This window comes from Streptomyces atratus, from assembly GCF_014648655.1.
Taxonomy (GTDB): domain Bacteria; phylum Actinomycetota; class Actinomycetes; order Streptomycetales; family Streptomycetaceae; genus Streptomyces; species Streptomyces atratus.
In genome coordinates this window covers 75,558-91,756 of the sequence record NZ_BMRN01000010.1, presented here as the reverse complement: position 1 = coordinate 91,756, position 16,199 = coordinate 75,558, and the positions used below count along the sequence as shown (strand labels likewise).

14 protein-coding genes and 1 pseudogene are annotated in these 16,199 nt (G+C 71.5%); 11 read left to right on the top strand and 4 right to left on the bottom strand.

Annotation, left to right across the window (positions count from 1 at the left end; translation table 11 throughout):
- Positions 1 to 70: 70 nt before the first annotated feature.
- The gene (locus IEZ15_RS18955) at positions 71 to 292 is read left to right on the top strand and encodes a hypothetical protein (RefSeq protein ID WP_189278297.1); all 222 of its coding nucleotides are present in this window, start codon (positions 71 to 73) and stop codon (positions 290 to 292) included.
- Positions 289 to 759, top strand: a complete 471-nt coding sequence (locus IEZ15_RS18950; RefSeq protein WP_189278296.1) for an ATP-binding protein — start codon at positions 289 to 291, stop codon at positions 757 to 759. The genes IEZ15_RS18955 and IEZ15_RS18950 overlap by 4 nt, the downstream gene beginning before the upstream one ends.
- Before the next feature lie 31 nt (positions 760 to 790).
- Here IEZ15_RS18950 and IEZ15_RS18945 read toward each other — a convergent pair whose 3' ends face one another.
- Positions 791 to 4,081, bottom strand: a complete 3,291-nt coding sequence (locus tag IEZ15_RS18945) for a S41 family peptidase (protein WP_189278293.1) — start codon at positions 4,079 to 4,081, stop codon at positions 791 to 793.
- Between the two features lie 170 nt (positions 4,082 to 4,251).
- On the opposite strand from IEZ15_RS18945, the gene IEZ15_RS18940 reads away from it, so the two are divergent.
- Positions 4,252 to 4,827, top strand: coding sequence for a TetR/AcrR family transcriptional regulator (locus IEZ15_RS18940; protein ID WP_114244996.1), 576 nt, complete (start codon positions 4,252 to 4,254; stop codon positions 4,825 to 4,827).
- A gap of 169 nt (positions 4,828 to 4,996) precedes the next feature.
- On the top strand, positions 4,997 to 7,228 hold the full coding sequence (locus IEZ15_RS18935) for an MMPL family transporter (RefSeq protein WP_189278291.1): 2,232 nt from the start codon (positions 4,997 to 4,999) through the stop codon (positions 7,226 to 7,228).
- A gap of 127 nt (positions 7,229 to 7,355) precedes the next feature.
- Here the strand turns inward: IEZ15_RS18935 and IEZ15_RS18930 are convergent, their stop codons facing one another.
- The gene (locus tag IEZ15_RS18930) at positions 7,356 to 7,721 is read right to left on the bottom strand and encodes an SsgA family sporulation/cell division regulator (RefSeq protein WP_189278289.1); all 366 of its coding nucleotides are present in this window, start codon (positions 7,719 to 7,721) and stop codon (positions 7,356 to 7,358) included.
- Between the two features lie 200 nt (positions 7,722 to 7,921).
- Here IEZ15_RS18930 and IEZ15_RS18925 point away from each other — a divergent pair, with 200 nt between their 5' ends.
- The 5 genes from IEZ15_RS18925 (at position 7,922) to IEZ15_RS18905 (ending at position 12,538) form a co-directional block, all read left to right on the top strand.
- Positions 7,922 to 8,980: an energy-coupling factor ABC transporter permease gene (locus tag IEZ15_RS18925; protein WP_114244993.1), complete on the top strand. Its 1,059-nt coding sequence runs from the start codon at positions 7,922 to 7,924 to the stop codon at positions 8,978 to 8,980.
- 2 nt (positions 8,981 to 8,982) lie between these two features.
- Positions 8,983 to 9,744 (top strand): cobalt ECF transporter T component CbiQ, encoded by a 762-nt coding sequence (gene cbiQ / locus IEZ15_RS18920; RefSeq protein WP_189278286.1) that lies wholly within the window; start codon positions 8,983 to 8,985, stop codon positions 9,742 to 9,744.
- On the top strand, positions 9,741 to 10,511 hold the full coding sequence (locus tag IEZ15_RS18915) for an energy-coupling factor ABC transporter ATP-binding protein (RefSeq protein ID WP_114244991.1): 771 nt from the start codon (positions 9,741 to 9,743) through the stop codon (positions 10,509 to 10,511). Before cbiQ ends, IEZ15_RS18915 begins: the two co-directional genes overlap by 4 nt.
- A gap of 66 nt (positions 10,512 to 10,577) precedes the next feature.
- Complete coding sequence (locus tag IEZ15_RS18910; protein WP_189278530.1) at positions 10,578 to 11,741, top strand: serine hydrolase domain-containing protein; 1,164 nt, start codon at positions 10,578 to 10,580, stop codon at positions 11,739 to 11,741.
- On the top strand, positions 11,738 to 12,538 hold the full coding sequence (locus tag IEZ15_RS18905) for an SDR family NAD(P)-dependent oxidoreductase (RefSeq protein ID WP_189278284.1): 801 nt from the start codon (positions 11,738 to 11,740) through the stop codon (positions 12,536 to 12,538). The genes IEZ15_RS18910 and IEZ15_RS18905 overlap by 4 nt, the downstream gene beginning before the upstream one ends.
- Positions 12,539 to 12,556: 18 nt before the next feature.
- Here the strand turns inward: IEZ15_RS18905 and IEZ15_RS18900 are convergent, their stop codons facing one another.
- Positions 12,557 to 12,727, bottom strand: a complete 171-nt coding sequence (locus IEZ15_RS18900; RefSeq protein ID WP_189278282.1) for a hypothetical protein — start codon at positions 12,725 to 12,727, stop codon at positions 12,557 to 12,559.
- 82 nt (positions 12,728 to 12,809) lie between these two features.
- On the opposite strand from IEZ15_RS18900, the pseudogene IEZ15_RS18895 reads away from it, so the two are divergent.
- Positions 12,810 to 13,184 (top strand): annotated as a pseudogene (locus tag IEZ15_RS18895) (MFS transporter); the annotation flags it as partial.
- 43 nt (positions 13,185 to 13,227) lie between these two features.
- On the opposite strand, the gene IEZ15_RS18890 reads toward IEZ15_RS18895, so the two are convergent.
- Positions 13,228 to 14,220, bottom strand: a complete 993-nt coding sequence (locus IEZ15_RS18890) for an Lrp/AsnC family transcriptional regulator (RefSeq protein ID WP_189278280.1) — start codon at positions 14,218 to 14,220, stop codon at positions 13,228 to 13,230.
- 253 nt (positions 14,221 to 14,473) lie between these two features.
- Between IEZ15_RS18890 and IEZ15_RS18885 the strand changes: the two genes are divergently transcribed.
- A complete protein-coding gene (locus tag IEZ15_RS18885; protein ID WP_189278528.1) occupies positions 14,474 to 16,051 on the top strand; it encodes an MFS transporter in 1,578 nt (525 codons plus the stop codon).
- Positions 16,052 to 16,199: the final 148 nt, after the last annotated feature.

Sequence of the window (16,199 nt, the reverse complement as noted above, 5' to 3'; positions counted from 1 at the left end):
CAAGGTAGAGCCCTGCGCGGCAGTGTGTGAGTGGTTCGTCACAGTGTGCAATGAAAGGTGGATGACCCTCATGGATGACACACAGGACGCCCCCGACTACGACATCGGCCCGGCCATCGACGCGCTCCGCGCCGCGCTCACGGCCCACGGCATCGCCCTGCCGTCGCTCGGCGTCGATCCGCTGACCCTGGCCGGGTGGACGATCCGGCCGCCGCTGGTCGCGCTCGGCAACTGCACTGCGCAGACCGCGCGTCGGCTGGCCGAGGTGCTGCGCTCGGCGGCCGGTGGATGACCCCGCTGCCACTCACGGTGGACCTGCTCGCCGTGCCGAAGGCCGTACCGGAGATGCGGCGCACCCTGCGGGAGCGGTGCGGTGGTGCTGATTCGCCCGATCTGCTGCTCTGCGTCAGTGAGTTGCTGACCAATGTGATCGTGCATCTCGGTGAGGGGACACCGGTCACGCTACGGGTCAGCGGTACGTGCGTCGGCCGTATCCGCGTCGAGCTGAGCGATCCCGAGCCGTGCGCCTGGCCGGCTCTCCGGGCCACTGCCGGGGGCGACGAGTCGGGGCGGGGGCTGTCGCTCGTGGACGCGTTGGCGCTGCGGTGGGGCGTGGAGCAGGGGCCGTGCGGGAAGACGGTCTGGTGCGAGTTGAGGGCGCCCGCCTCGTGGGGCTCGCCGGTGTACGAGCCTCCCGGTCCCGGCAGACCCGAAACGGGCGTCGGCCTCGGCGGACCCGGAGCCGGGCCGACGCGCTGAGCGCTGAACGGTGTGCCGTCGCGGGAGCCCTTTACCGCGGCGGCAGGGGCGGACGCTGCCGGTCCGGGACGTTGTCGTACGTCGGCGGGGTCGCCGCCGGGTGTGCGGCGAGCAGGTCCAGCGCCACTCGTACCCCGTCGTCCAGCACCGCGTACCGGCCCTCGGCCCAGTCGAGCGGGGTGCGCAGGGCTTCCAGGTCCGGTTCGACGCCGTAGTTCTCGATCGACCAGCCGTACGTGTCGAACCAGGCCGCGTTCATCGGCACCGTGATCACCGTGCCGTCGCCCAGCCGGTGCCGGCCGGTCATGCCGACCACGCCGCCCCACGTCCGCTGGCCCACCACCGGGCCCAGTTTCAGCAGGCGGAACACGGCGGTGATCATGTCGCCGTCGGAGGACGTCGCCTCGTCGGCCAGGGCGACCACCGGGCCCCGGGGGGCGTTGGAGGCGTAACTGACCGGCTGGGCGTTGCGCGTCAGGTCCCAGCCGAGGATCGTGCGGGTGAGCTTCTCGACCACCAACTCGCTGATGTGGCCGCCCGCGTTGCCGCGTACGTCGACGATCAGGGCCGGGCGGGAGACCTCCCCGCGCAGGTCCCGGTTGAACTGGGCCCAGCCCGAGCCGCCCATGTCGGGGATGTGCAGATACCCGCACTTGCCGCCGCTCAAATCCCGTACGACTTCACGGCGTTTGGCCACCCAGTCCTGGTAGCGCAGGGGGCGTTCGTCGACCAGGGGGATGATCGCGACGCGGCGGGAGTGGCCGCCCCCTTCGGCGGGGCGGAAGGTCAGCTCGACCGTGGTGCCGCCTGCTGCGGAGAGGAGGGGGTACGGGCCCGTCACCGGGTCGACCGGACGGCCGTCGACATGGGTGAGGACCGCGCCCTCCCGGATGCCCGTACCGGCCAGCGGGGAACGGGCCTTGGAGTCGGAGGAGTCACCGGGCAGGATGCGCCGGATCGTCCAGTCGCCGTCCCGGCACACCAGGTTCGCGCCGAGCATCCCGATCGCCCGCTGGTAGTGCGGCGGGCCCTCGTTGCGGCGGGCCGGTGCCACATACGCGTGCGAGGTGCCCAGCTCGCCCAGGACCTCGCGCATCAGATCGGCGAACTCGTCGGGGGAGGCGACCCGTTCGACCAGCGGTCGGTACTGGTCGAGTACGGCGTCCCAGTCGATGCCGCACATCTCCGGCTCCCAGAAGTAGGAGCGGATGATGCGCCCGGCCTCCCCGTACGCCTGCCGCCACTCCGCCGCCGGGTCGACCTCGTGCAGGATGCGGCGCAGATCGATGTAGACCGTCGAGTCGCTGTCGCCGGTCTCGGTGGCGGGGACGGCGCGCAGCTCGCCCTCGTCCATGACGACCAGCCGCGTCGCGTCGCCGCTGACCGCGAACCAGTCCAGATGGCCGACGAGTTCGGTCTTCCTGGCCTTGGAGATGTTGAAGTGTTCGAGCGTCGGGCGACCCGACATGTCCGCCGGGTTGGCGAATGTCTCGCCGAGCGCGCCCGAGATCGGCCAGCGCAGCCAGACGAGCCCGCCACCGCTGACCGGACGAAGGGCCGAGTACTTCGACGCGGAGACCGGGAACGGTGTCACCCGGTTCTCCAGACCCTCGAACTCGACCGTGACCGTGGACGGCCCCTCGCCCGTACCGGCCTCGACGACGACGTCGTCGGCCGGGTCGAGACCGCCCGCCGCCGGACGCCCCTCCGGGGACAGGGCGAACGGGGAGGGCGTGGCCGAGGAGAGCGGCACCAGGTACGGGCGGCAGCCCAGCGGGAAGGAGAGGTCCCCGGTGTGGACGTCGTACACCGGGTCGAAGCCACGCCAGGAAAGGAAGGCGAGGTAGCGTCCGTCGCCGGTGAAGACGGGATTCTCGTCCTCGAAGCGGCCGTTGGTGACATCGACGATCACCGGGGCGCCGGTTCCCAGGATGCGCGCCAGCTTGATCTGCCGCAACGAACGGCCGATCCCGGGGTGCGACCAGGTCAGCCAGGCGCCGTCCGGTGAGAACGCCATGTCCCGGACCGGTCCGTTGACGGACTGGATCAGTTCGGTGGGTTCGCCGGTGGACTCCTCGTCCGTGTCCAGGAGCAGCAGCCGCCCGTCGTTCGTGGCGATCGCCAGCCGTTCGCCGTCCGGGTCGGAGATCAGCTCATGGACCCTGCCGATCTGTCCGGAGGCCAGTCGGCGCGGCTCGCGGTCGCCGCTGGCGCGCGGCAGGTAGGCGATCTCGATCGCGTCCTCGCCGTCCGCGTCCGTGACGTAGGCGACCTGGCCGCCGCTGCCGAGCATCTCGGGCAGCCGGACCCGGACCCCCGGGGTGCCGGCGATCGTCCGGGCGGGGCCGTCGCGGTGGGTGAGCCAGTACAGGCTGCCGCGCACGGAGACGGCGCTGGCCCGGCCCGTCTCGTCCACGGACAGTGAGTCGACATTGCTGGCGGCCGGCACCTGGTACGTACGCCGTCCGGCACGCGGCCCGCCGAGCCGTACCTCCAGCTTCCGCGGCATCGCGTCCGGCGACTCCAGGTCGTCCACCAGCCACACATCGCCCGCGCACTGGTACACGATCCGGCTGCCGTCGCTGGAGGCGTGCCGGGCGTAGAAGGCGTCGTGGTCCGTGTGGCGGCGCAGATCGCTGCCGTCGGGCAGGCAGGAGTACAGATTGCCGACGCCCTCGTGGTCGGAGAGGAACGCGATCCGGCCGCCGACGAACATGGGCGAGTCGAGGTGGCCGCCGATGTCCGGGAGCAGCCGCTCGCCGTGCAGCCACAGCCGCCCCATGGCACCGCCCCGGTACCGCTTCCAGGAGGCCGGTTCGTGCGGAGGTTTGCCGGTCAGCAGCAGGGTGCGCCGTTCGCCGTCGATGTCGGCGACGGCGATGTCGGAGACCGGTCCCCAGGGGAGTCTGCCGCCGGGGCCGCCGTCCGTGGGGACCGTGTAGGCCCAGGAGACATGCGAGAACGGCTGGTTGTGCGAGGACACGGCGAGAATCTGGGAAGCGTCCGGGGGGTCGGGTGTCCAGCCGCAGACCCGGGCGTCCGTCGACCCCCAGTAGGTGAGCCTGCGGGCCGGCCCGCCCTCGACCGGCGCGAGATGGATCTCGGGGTCGAGGCTGCGCCAGGTCGTGTACGCGATACGGCTTCCGTCGGGGGAGAACCGTGGGTGGCTGACCCGGGTCCGGTCGACGGTCAGCCGCCACGCGCGGCCGGGCCGCTGCCCCTCGGCGGCGAGGGGAGCGACCCAGAGGTCGTCCTCGGCCGCGAAGCAGAGCAGATCCTCGTGGAGATGCGGGAAACGGAGATACGCGACGTCGTCACTCACCCTCCAATGCTTTCCGCGCGGGAGGGCCCCGGCAACTTGTGGTGCGGAACACAAGCGAAACGATTTCGTTTCGCTGGGCGGCGCAGTACTGTCGATGTGTACGAAACAGTTTCGTTCGATTGGCTGCTGTACGGGAGTCACGGACGGAAGCGCGAACAGGAGGTCGGCACATGGCGCGCACCCGGCTCACGCCCGAGCGCGAGGGCGAGCTGTACGCCGCCGTGCTCGACCTGCTCCGCGAAGTCGGCTACGACGCCCTGACCATGGACGCCATCGCCGCCCGCACCCGTTCCAGCAAGGCCACCCTCTACCGCCAGTGGGGGAGCAAGCCCGAGCTGGTCGTCAAGGCCCTGCGGAACAACAAGCCGGTGTCCCTCGCAGAGATCGACACCGGATCGCTGCGCGGTGACTTCCACGCCGCACTGAGCCGTACAAACGACTGCCAGATGGAGAAGAACTCCGCGCTGATGCGGGCTCTGAGCCATGCCGTCCACGAGAATCCCGATCTGCTCCAGGCCCTGCGCGAACTGCTGATCGAGCCGGAGATGACCGGCCTCAACACATTGCTGCGCCGAGCCGTGGACCGGGGAGAACTGCGTCCGGACCATCCGGCGCTGAAATATGTATCGCACATGCTGATCGGTGCCTTCACCGCTCGGCAGCTGGTCGAGGACCGCCCCGTCGACCAGGAGTTCCTCACCGACTACGTCGACTCCGTGATCCTCCCCGCACTCGGAGTCGGCTGAAGATCCTGGCCGGGCTCGCGCAGCATCTCCAGCCGGCTCCGGAGTCCGCCCCCTCCCGTCCCCTTCGCACGGCCCCCTCCCCAAGACTCACCTGACACGCCGCTCTCGTCGTCGGGCCGGTTCCTCACGCCCTTTTCCACTCACACGACCTGACCGGGAGTACGCCTCCGTGGCCACATTCCTCTACAAGCTCGGACGGCTCGCCTTCCGGCGCCGCCGCTATGTCGCCCTGATCTGGGTGGCACTGCTGGCACTCGCCGGATTCGGCGCGGCCTCCGCGTCCACCGCCACCTCCAGCTCCTTCTCGATCCCGGGTACGGAGGCGCAGAATGCCTTCGACCTGCTGGAACAGCGCTTCCCCGACTCCAGCGCCGACGGCGCGACCGCACGTGTGGTCTTCAAGGCCCCCGACGGCCAGAAGATGACGGACCCGGCGAACAAGGCCGAGGTCAACAAGATCGCCGGTGAGCTGAAGTCCGGCTCGGACCAGATCGCCTCGGTCACCGACCCGTACACCGCGGGCGCCGTCAGCAAGAACGGCTCCACGGCGTACGTCTCCGTGTCCTACAAGGTCAACTCGATGGAGCTGACCGACGCGACCAGGGACGCCCTCAAGGACGCGGGCCACACGGCGCAGAAGAGCGGGATGACCGTGGAGATCGGCGGTGACGCGCTCCAGGTGATGCCGGAGACCGGGATCACCGAGGTCATCGGTGTCGCGATCGCCGCGGTGGTGCTGGTCATCACCTTCGGCTCGCTGATCGCCGCCGGGCTGCCGCTGCTCACCGCCCTGATCGGGGTCGGCATCGGTGTCTCGACGATCACGGCCCTGGCGAACGTGCTCGACCTGGGCTCCACCACGTCCACCCTCGCGATGATGATCGGCCTCGCGGTCGGCATCGACTATGCGCTGTTCATCGTCTCCCGCTACCGCGCCGAGCTGGCCGAGGGCCGGGAGCGCGAGGAAGCGGCCGGACGGGCCGTCGGCACGGCCGGTTCCGCGGTCGTCTTCGCCGGCCTCACCGTCGTCATCGCCCTGGTCGGCCTCGCCGTCGTCAACATCCCGATGCTGTCGAAGATGGGCTTCGCCGCGGCCGGTACGGTCGTGATCGCCGTCCTCATCGCGCTCACCCTGGTTCCGGCCATGCTGGGCTTCGCGGGCAAGCGGGTCATGGGGCGCAAGGCGCGCAAGGCCGCCGAGGCCGGGAACCGGCCCGAGGCGAAGCCGAACATGGGCACCCGCTGGGCGCGGTTCGTACTGCGCAAGCCGGTGTGGGTGCTGCTGGTCGGAGTCATCGGCCTCGGTGCGATCGCCGTGCCGGCCGCGTCCCTGGAGATGGGCCTGCCCGACGACGGCTCCCAGCCCACCAGCACCACCCAGCGGCGCGCCTACGACCTGCTCTCCGACGGCTTCGGCCCCGGCTTCAACGGGCCGCTGATGGTCGTCGTCGACACCGCGAAGAGCTCCGACGGCAAGACCGCCGCCAAGCAGGTCTCCGACGAGATCTCCGGCATCCCGGGCGTCGTCGCCGTCACCCCGGCCCAGTTCAACAAGGCCGGCGACACCGCGATGATCACCGTCGTCCCGAAGGACCGGCCGAGCTCCACCGAGACCGAGAGCGTGGTCCACGCGATCCGTGACTCGGGCAAGGACATCAAGTCCGACACGGGCGCCGAGGTCCTGGTCACCGGCTCCACGGCGATGAACATCGACTTCTCGCAGAAGATGAACGACGCGCTGCTGCCGTACCTGGCGCTCGTCGTCGGCCTGGCCTTCCTGCTGCTGATGCTGGTCTTCCGGTCGGTGCTGGTGCCGCTGAAGGCGGCCCTCGGCTTCCTGCTCTCGGTCGTCGCGGCCCTGGGCGCTGTCGTAGCCGTCTTCCAGTGGGGCTGGCTCGGCTCGCTCTTCGGCGTGGAACAGACCGGCCCGATCATGTCCATGATGCCGATCTTCATGGTGGGTGTGGTCTTCGGCCTCGCCATGGACTACGAGGTCTTCCTCGTGACCCGGATGCGGGAGGCGTACGTCCACGGCGAGAAGCCCGGCCAGGCGATCGTCACCGGCTTCAGGCACGGCGCCCGGGTCGTCACGGCCGCGGCCGTGATCATGATGGCGGTCTTCGCCGGCTTCATCGGCTCCAGTGAGCAGATGGTCAAGATGATCGGCTTCTCGCTCGCCATCGCCGTCTTCTTCGACGCGTTCGTGGTCCGGATGGCGATCGTGCCCGCGGTCCTCGCCCTGCTCGGCAAGCGTGCCTGGTGGCTGCCGCGCTGGCTGGACCGGCTCCTGCCGAACGTGGACGTGGAGGGCGAGGGGCTGCGCAAGGAGCTCGGCGGGGCGCCGTCCGACGGCGAAGGCCGCGGTGACGCCCAGGGCGAGCGCGAGCTGGCCCGGGTCTGATTCCTTGACGAGCCCCGGGGCCGCGTCCGAGCGGAGCGCGGCCCCGGATGCGCCGGTTACCTGTGGGACGGGGGACCGGGGCGACGATGAGCCCCCGTGCGAGCGGCACGGGGGCTCATTCATGCCGTCACGTCCGGGTGGGCACCGTCCGCACGGCCTCGGGCCCGCTCTCGTCGTGGATGCGGTGCAGGAAGCGGTTCATCGACGCATTGTCGAACTGCACCACCTCGACGCCGTCCGCCGAGTGCTTCTCCACGACCAGCTGAGCCCGGCCGCAGGGCCATATCCGGATGGGACCGCGCCCGGCGGGGGAGCGCATCCCGCCCTCCAGCAGGTCGCGGCCGAAGGCCCAGTCGGTGCCGCCGGGGAAGGCGACATGGACGGTTCGCGGGTCGGAGGTGGCGTCGTACCGCAGGTCGACGGGGACTGCGAAGGTGTCGGTGGCCTCGGTGATGAGCCGGGCTTCGGTGTGCTCTTCGATCACTGGGGACATAGCCGACTCCTCCTCTTTGCCTATTCGTACCCTCCAATGTCCCATATTTGGCCGGTTGGTGCGGTGGGAGTGCCGGGGTGGCCGAGGTTGCACAGCTGTTATGCATGCGCTCTTGCGAATGATTTGCAACAAGGACCTATCATTGAGAGGTTCATGACCCCGCGCAGCTACGCAGTAACGCAGGAAGCGGAGCCCCCTCCATGCATGTACCCGACGGATTCATCAACGCACCCGTCTCCGCCGCTGCTGGAGTCGTCGCCGCGGGTGCCGTCGCCGTCAGCCTGCGGGGCGCCCGCCGTGAACTCGATGAACGCACCGCGCCGCTCGCCGGCCTGGTCGCCGCGTTCATCTTCGCCGTACAGATGCTGAACTTCCCGGTCGCGGCGGGCACCAGCGGGCATCTGCTGGGCGGTGCGCTCGCCGCGATCCTGGTCGGGCCCTACACAGGGGTGCTCTGTATCTCCGTCGTCCTGCTCATGCAGGGCATCCTCTTCGCCGACGGCGGCCTCACCGCGCTCGGCGTGAACGTGCTCGACATGGGCATCACGACCACCGTCGTCGCGTACGCCCTCTTCCGCGGGCTGGTCGGCGTGCTGCCGCGCACCCGCCGCTCCATGACGGCCGCTTCCTTCGTCGCCGCTCTGGTCTCCGTACCGGCCTCGGCCTGCGTCTTCACGCTGATCTACTGGATCGGCGGCACCACCGACATACCGATCGGCAAGGTCTTCACCGCCATGGTCGGGGTCCACGTACTGATCGGTATCGGCGAAGCCGTGATCACCGCCCTGACCGTCGGCGCCGTCATCGCCGTACGGCCCGATCTGGTCCACGGAGCCCGCGGACTCACCGCCCCGCTCAAGCTCCGGGTCGACGGCGAGCTCGTCGACGCCCCCGCCCGGCAGCCCGTCGCCCCCGTCGCCGCCCGCTCCACCCGGGGAATCCGGGCCACCGGCCTGGTCATCGCCCTCGTCCTGGCGGGCTTCGTCTCCTTCTACGCCTCCGCCAGCCCCGACGGCCTGGAGAAGGTCGCCGCCGACCAGGGCATCGACAAGAAGACCGAGGAGCACGCCGCCAAGGACTCCCCGCTCGCCGACTACGGCGTCAAGGACGTCTCCGACGCCCGGATCTCGGGCGGCCTCGCCGGAGTGATCGGTGTCGGTGCCACGATCGTGGTCGGCAGCGGAGTCTTCTACGTGGTCCGCCGCCGTCGCACGCCGGACGCGCCCGTCGGCACCCCGCGCACCGGGAAGACCGTCTGACCATGGGCGCCGGACATGCACACAGGCTCTATCGGCACGGGCACTCGCCCGTCCACGACCTGCCGCCGCACTGCAAGCTCGCCGCCGCCTTCTGCTTCGTCGTGGTCGTCGTCTCGACGCCGCGCGAGGCGGTGTGGGCGTTCGCGCTGTACGCGGCGCTGATCGGTGCCGTCACCGCGCTGGCCCGCATCCCCGCGCTCCTCCTGCTCAAGCGGCTGCTCATCGAGGTGCCGTTCGTGGCGTTCGCGCTGCTCATGCCGTTCGTGGTGCCCGGCGAACATACCCACGTCCTCGGCCTCTCGGTCAGTGTTCCCGGCCTCTGGGGCGCCTGGAACGTCCTCGCCAAGGGCACCCTCGGCGTCGCCGCGTCCGTGCTCCTCGCCTCCACCACCGAACTGCGCTCGCTGCTGCTCGGCCTCCAGCGGCTCAAGCTGCCGCCGCTGCTCGTCCAGATCGCCTCCTTCATGATCCGGTACGGCGATGTGATCACCGACGAGATGCGCCGGATGTCGATCGCCCGCCGCTCCCGCGGCTTCGAGGCCCGCGGGATACGGCAGTGGGGTGTCCTGGCCAAATCGGCGGGCGCGCTCTTCATCAGGTCGTACGAGCGCGGCGAACGCGTCCACCTCGCGATGGTCAGCCGCGGCTACGCCGGTTCCATGCCGGTCATCGACGAGGTGACGGCCTCCAGGACCCAGTGGGCGCATGCCTCGGCACTCCCCGTACTCGCCCTCATCATCTGTCTGCTGGGATGGACCGTATGAGCATGCCCACCGCCCCCGCGCCGTCCCTGGAAGTCAGTGGCCTCGCCTACGCCTACCCCGACGGTCACCAGGCGCTCTTCGGGGTGAACCTGACGGTCGCCCGAGGCGAGCGCGTCGCCCTGCTGGGCCCGAACGGAGCCGGCAAGACCACCCTCGTCCTCCACCTCAACGGCATCCTCGACGCCGGTGCGGGCACCGTCCGGGTCGCCGGTCTCCCGGTCGAGAAGCGCAACCTCGCCGAGATCCGCCGCCGCGTCGGCATCGTCTTCCAGGACCCCGACGACCAGCTCTTCATGCCCACCGTCCGCGAGGACGTCGCCTTCGGTCCCGCCGCCTCCGGGCTGCGCGGCGCCGAACTGGAGGAACGCGTCACCGAAGCCCTGCGGCAGGTCGGCATGGAGGAGTACGCGAACCGGCCGCCGCACCACCTTTCCTTCGGCCAGCGCCGCCGCGTCGCCGTCGCCACCGTCCTCGCCATGAGGCCGGAGATCCTGGTGCTGGACGAGCCGTCCTCCAACCTGGACCCGGCCTCGCGGCGCGAACTCGCCGACATCCTGCGGTCCCTGGACGTCACTGTGCTCATGGTCACGCACGACCTGCCGTACGCCCTGGAGCTCTGCCCGCGCGCGGTCGTCCTGAGCGAGGGCGTCATCGCCGCCGACGACCGTACCCAGGACCTGCTCTGCGACGAGGAACTGATGCGCACCCACCGTCTGGAGCTGCCCTTCGGCTTCGACCCGCGTTCCGTGACTGTGAACATGGGGTGACCCGCCCCGCGTCCGACCTGCGGCGGGATGCACCATGGGGGGATGAGCGGGAGCGCAGGAGCAGGCGTGGACGTACGGGGCACGGTGGCGGCCGGATTCGAACCGGTCCGGGATGCTTTCGTCCGTAACTTCGAGCAGCGCGGCGAACGCGGTGCGGCCGTCGCGGTCTACCGGGACGGGCGCAAGGTCGTCGATCTGTGGGCCGGTACGAGAGACGTCGACGGCGTCGAACCATGGGCCGTCGACACCGTGCAGATCGTCCGCTCGGCGGGCAAGGGCATTGCCGCCGCCGTACCGCTGATGCTGCACCAGCGCGGCCAGGTGGACCTCGACGCCCCGGTCGGCACGTACTGGCCGGAGTTCAAGGCGGCCGGCAAGGAACGTGTGCTCGTCCGCCACCTCCTCGCCCACCGGGCCGGCATACCCGCCCTCGACTGCCCGCTGACCCCCTCCGAGGCGGCCGACGGGATCTCTGGGCCCCGGGCCGTCGCGGCCCAGCGCCCTCAGTGGGAACCCGGCACCGACCACGGCTACCACGCCCAGACCTACAGCTGGCTCATAGGCGAACTGGTGCGCCGGGTCACCGGCCGCACCGTCGGCCGCTGGGTCGCCGAGGAGATCGCCCGCCCGCTCGGCCTGGACTTCTGGTTCGGCCTCCCGGCGGACGAGGCGCACCGGGTGGGCCGGATCGGGCCCGTCGAACCCCCGGCCGACGCGGGCAACGGCGGAGCCCTGAGGATGCGCCCCAAGCGGTCCGTCGTCGAGGCGTACCGCGACCCGCAGTCCCTCACCCGCCGCGCCTTCGGGGCCATCGACCCCCTCCCCGACGAGAACGACCCCGCCTACCGGGTGGCCGAACTCCCCGCCTCCAACGGCATCGCCACCGCCCGCGCGCTGGCCCGCTGCTACGCCGCGATGATCGGCCCGGTCGACGGCCACCGACTGTTCGCCCCGGCCACGCTCACCCTCGCCCGCACCGAGGAGTCGGCGGGCCCCGACCGGGTCCTGGTCGTCAGCACCCGCTTCGGCCTCGGCTACATGCTGCACGGCCCGGCGGCCCCGCTGCTGGCCCCCGGCTCGTTCGGCCACCCCGGCCGGGGTGGCTCGCTCGGATTCGCCGACCCCGAATCCGGTGTCGCGCTGGGCTATGTGACGAACGGTCTGCAGAAGGGAGTCACCGCCGATCCCCGTGCGCAGGCCCTGGTCAGGGCAGTACGGTCGGCGCTATGACTCCTCCTCACTCTGCTGGTTCACGGTTCGACGGTTACGGCGTACTCATCACCGGAGCGGGCCAGGGCATCGGTGCGGCCACGGCCCGCCGACTGGCCTCGGAGGGCGCGCGCGTCCTGGTCACCGACCTGGACGGCGACCGCGCAGGACGTACTGCCGCGGAGATACGCGAGACGGGCGCGACGGCCGAGTCGCTGCCCTGCGACGTCGCCGACCGGGCGGCGGTCGAGGCCGCGGTCGCCCACGCGGTCGCCGCTTTCGGCTCGCTCGACGTGCTGGTGAACAACGCGTACGCCTGTACCGGCGACGTCCCGCTCTTCGAGGACGAGCCCGACGAGGTCTGGCAGCGCGACCTGGACATCACACTCACCGGCCCGTACCGCTGTGCCCGCGCCGCCCTCCCGCACCTGGTGGCCTCCGGCCGGGGCGCGATCGTCAACATCGGCTCGGTCAACGGCGAACAGGCCTTCGGCAATCACGCCTACAGCGCGGCCAAGGCGGGCCTGGGCAGCCTGACCCGTACCCTGGCGGGCCATGCGGGACCGCGCGGCGTACGCGTCAACCTGGTCGCACCCGGCACGATCCGCACCGACGCCTGGGCGGGCCGCGACGCGGAACTGTCCCGGGTGAGCGGCCTCTACCCGCTCGGCCGGGTCGGCGAGCCGGACGACATCGCGTCCGCCGTCGCCTTCCTCGCCTCGCGCGACGCGGCCTGGATCACGGGGACGACGCTACGGGTGGACGGCGGGCTCACGGCGACGAACTACGGCTTCCGCCAGGCGGTTTCGGGGGAGTAGGCCCTTGGCCGTGTTCGGTCAGCGGCCGGTCGCCCCGTCGTAGACGCCGACCACTCGCCGCAGGAACGCCGCCACCACGGCCCGGTCCTGCGGGGAGAGGTCGGCCGCGGCCTCGGTGACGCCCTGGATGACCGGGGCCACGTGCTCGTACGCCATGGCCTCCCAGTGCTCGGCGGGGGCCACGATCACTCACCGCCACCTCCCTGCTGTGCGCCTGCGCGCCGGACATCAGCGGCAGGACGAGCAGCGCGAACTCGGCCGCCTGGGCGGCTCGTTCTCCATCTGGGACATCGCCCCCGGCGTCGTCGTCTCGGGCATCGGCGCGGGCATGGTCATCGCGGCGTTGTTCAGCTTCATCCTCGCGGCCGTCGACGACCACGAGATCGGCTCCGCCTCCGGCGTGCACTCCGCGGTCCAGTCGATCGGCGGCTCGATCGGGGTGGCCGTCTTCGGCTCCGTGTTCTTCGCCGACGCCAGGAGCGGCGACTTCGCGTCCGGCTTCCGGCACGCGCTGATCGCGCAGGCCTGCCTGCTGGTCGCATTCCTGGCCATGACCTTCCTGCTCCCGAAGAAGGGGCGGCCGGAGGGCGAGGAGTTCACGGCGGGCGAGGGCGCCGACGACGAGCCCCGGCGGGCCGTGGCCTGAGCGCGTCCCGACCGATACGGGCCCGGTCCGCCCCGCGCCCGGGTCAGGCGAGCGCGGGGTGGACGAGCCGCCCGTTGAGGATGAGGGAGGCGGCCTGCTTGAGACGGCGCACGCGCACACTGATCTCGTAGCCCCTGATGCCCTCGGTACGGGCGAAGCGGCCGCTGAGGTAGCGGTAGAAGTCCGGGGTGTCCTTGCAGATGACCACGGCCATGATGTTGTGCTTGCCGCTGATGGCAGCGGCGAAGGCGCACTCGTCGTGCCCGCTGAGCTCCTCGCCGATCTCCTGGAGCCGGGGCAGGTCGACCTGGAGCCAGAGGGTGGCGTTGAGCTCGTAGCCGAGGCGTTCGGGCACGGTGTCGATGTCGTAGACCAGCGAGCCGGTCGCTTCGAGGGCCTCCAGCCGACGGGCCACGCGCGGCTTGGACCAGCCGGTGGCCTCCGCGAGCCGGGTGTGGGAGGCGCGGCCGTCCTCCGCCAGCGCTTCGAGGAGCGGGCGGTCCTCCTCGGTCGGGGTGAGCGGGGGCCCGGCGGGGATGGGGCGCTCCGCGGTCAGCAGCCGCACCTGCTCGTCGGTGAGCGAGCCCTCCCGCCCGGTCCAGCCGGCCGTGTCCGGGGAACCGAAGGCGTGGACGAGAAGATCGACGTTCAGGTCGAGGACCGAGGCCGCCCGGGGAAGCCGCCTCAGCAGCACGTCGTCGCCGGCGGTCCCGGCGGGCGAACGGATGATGCAGATGATCTCCGAACCGCCCGACGCGATGCTCGTGTACGCGACCTCCGGCCTGCGGGCCAGGGAATCCGCGAGCGGCCCCACGGCGTCCGGGCGGCAGCGCAGCCGCGCGATCCACTCGGACCGGCCGTGGGCGGCGGGGCTGCTCAGCCCGACGACGCGGACGACGCCGCCGCGGCGCAGGGCGCTGTAGCGGCGCGCCACGGTCTGTTCGGACACCCCGACGACCTCGCTGAGGCGGCGGAAGGAGACCCGCGGCGAGCAGTTCAGCCCATGGATGATTTTGCGGTCCAGATCGTCAGGCATGGATGAATGGTCACATGGGCGGCGCTCCATCCGGAGGTTCCATGACGTTCGCCGGGATCGCTTGGGGATTCATCGACGGTCGGGGCGAAGCTGGTCGGCGGCTTTGCGGGTGATCCGGCGGACCGCGCGGAACGCGGTGGTACGCCGGTGCGCCCGGGAGCGGGCGCACGCCGGACGGCGGTGCTCACATCGCAGCCGGTGCCCGCGCGGCACCCACCCCCGCAGCAGAAGGAACCTTTTCGTGAATTCCGCAATGACACAGGACAGATCAGGGCGGGGCGTCACGCTCGTCATGGCCTGCCTGGGCGTCTTCGTCGCCTACCTCCCCGTGACCACCGTGTCGGTGAGCCTGCCGGCCGTCCAGCGGGCTCTGGGCGCCTCCACGTCCCAGCTGTCCTGGGTCTCGGACGCCTTCGTGCTGCCGATGGCCGCGCTGATCCTGACCACCGGGGTGTGGGGCGACGTCCACGGCCGCAAGCGGGTCTTCCAGGCGGGCATGGCCTTCTGTGCGCTGGGCGCGGCGATCTCGCTGTCCTCGGACTCGGTGCAGGCCCTGTGGGCCGGGCAGGCCGTCTCCGGGCTGGGGGCGGCGGCGCTGCTGCCCACGACGCTGGCCCTGATCAGCCACGCGGTCCCCGACCACCGGGAACGGGGCAGGTTCATCGGCCTGTGGGTCATGTCCCTGATGGCCTCGCTCGCCGTGGGCCCGCTGATCGCGGGTGCGCTGCTGGAGCACGTCGCGTGGCGCTGGATCTTCCTCCTGCCCGTGCCGGTCTCCCTGATCGTGCTGGTCGTCGCGGCGTTCCTGCTGCCCGACTCGCGCGCCCCGCACGGCCGCCGGCTCGACTGGCCCGGACAGATCAGTGCGGCCGTCGCGGTCACCGCGGTCGTCTACGGCGTGATCGAGGGCGGCGCTGACGGCTTCGGCGAGCCCGCCGTGGTGACGGCCCTGGTGCTCGGCGCGGTATCCGCGGCCGTGTTCGTCGCCGTGGAGCGCCGCAGCGCGAGCCCGATGCTCGACCTGGCGCTGTTCCGCAGCCCGGCCTTCACCGCCACCGCCCTGGTCGCCATGATCAGCTTCCTCGGGCTGATCGGCTTCTTCTTCGTGCTGAGTCTCTACTTCGGCATGGTCCAGCACCTGACCACGATCGAGGCGGCGCTGCGGATGGTGATGGTGTCCGGGGTGGCCCTCGTTGTCGGCGCGCCCATCGGACGCCTGATGCACCGGGTCTCCCCCCGGATCCTGATCACCACGGGCCTGGTCGTCGTGGCGGGCGCGATGGTCTCGCTGACCGGCGTCGACGCCCACACCTCCTACGGCTCGATCGTCTGGCGGCTGGCCCTGCTGGGCCTCGGCATGGGCGCCGTGCTCACCCCGATGACCGCCTCCGCGGTGTCCTCCGTCCCGTACCACCTGGCCGGGATGGCCGCCGCCGGGAACAACGCCTTCCGCCAGGTCGGTGGAGCCCTCGGCCCCGCCGTGCTCGGCGCCCTGCTGACCACCCGGGCCCTCGACGCGCTGCCCGGCCGCCTCGCCGACGCGGGGGTGCCCGCCGAGGCCGGTGCCCGCGTCCTCGACACCGCCCGCGAGCAGGGACTCGGCGCCGTGGCCGGGCTCGACCTGGACGCCGCCACCGGACCGGCCCTGACCGCCCTGGGTGACTCCTTCCTCGACGGCATGCGGCTGTGCCTGACCGTCTCGGCCTCGCTCGCCCTGCTGGCCGCCCTCGCCTGCGCCGTGCTCCTGCGCCCGGCCGCCAGGCCGACGGCCCCGGCGGCCCCGGCCACCGAGGAACCGCCGGCCCGCCTGGCGCCGGTCCCGGCGAGCTGAGCGCGGCGAGACCCGGAGCATCGGTTTCCGCCGCGTCGGCCCGCGAGCTGCCTGCCACCGACTCCCGCCCTGCGGTGGCGAACTCCGGCAGGTCGGCCGGCGCGGCGGTCGGACGCCCGACCGCCCCGCCGAGCTCCGTGCCTGGTAC

What these genes read in the sequence shown, in the direction of transcription:
- IEZ15_RS18885 (WP_189278528.1), top strand. Translation starts at nt 14,474, where the DNA reads ATGACACAGGACAGATCAGGGCGGGGCGTCACGCTCGTCATGGCCTGC.
- IEZ15_RS18940 (WP_114244996.1), top strand. Translation starts at nt 4,252, where the DNA reads ATGGCGCGCACCCGGCTCACGCCCGAGCGCGAGGGCGAGCTGTACGCC.
- IEZ15_RS18950 (WP_189278296.1), top strand. Translation starts at nt 289, where the DNA reads ATGACCCCGCTGCCACTCACGGTGGACCTGCTCGCCGTGCCGAAGGCC.
- IEZ15_RS18955 (WP_189278297.1), top strand. Translation starts at nt 71, where the DNA reads ATGGATGACACACAGGACGCCCCCGACTACGACATCGGCCCGGCCATC.
- IEZ15_RS18925 (WP_114244993.1), top strand. Translation starts at nt 7,922, where the DNA reads ATGCATGTACCCGACGGATTCATCAACGCACCCGTCTCCGCCGCTGCT.
- IEZ15_RS18915 (WP_114244991.1), top strand. Translation starts at nt 9,741, where the DNA reads ATGAGCATGCCCACCGCCCCCGCGCCGTCCCTGGAAGTCAGTGGCCTC.
- IEZ15_RS18890 (WP_189278280.1), bottom strand. Translation starts at nt 14,220, where the DNA reads ATGCCTGACGATCTGGACCGCAAAATCATCCATGGGCTGAACTGCTCG.
- IEZ15_RS18930 (WP_189278289.1), bottom strand. Translation starts at nt 7,721, where the DNA reads ATGTCCCCAGTGATCGAAGAGCACACCGAAGCCCGGCTCATCACCGAG.
- IEZ15_RS18905 (WP_189278284.1), top strand. Translation starts at nt 11,738, where the DNA reads ATGACTCCTCCTCACTCTGCTGGTTCACGGTTCGACGGTTACGGCGTA.
- cbiQ (WP_189278286.1), top strand. Translation starts at nt 8,983, where the DNA reads ATGGGCGCCGGACATGCACACAGGCTCTATCGGCACGGGCACTCGCCC.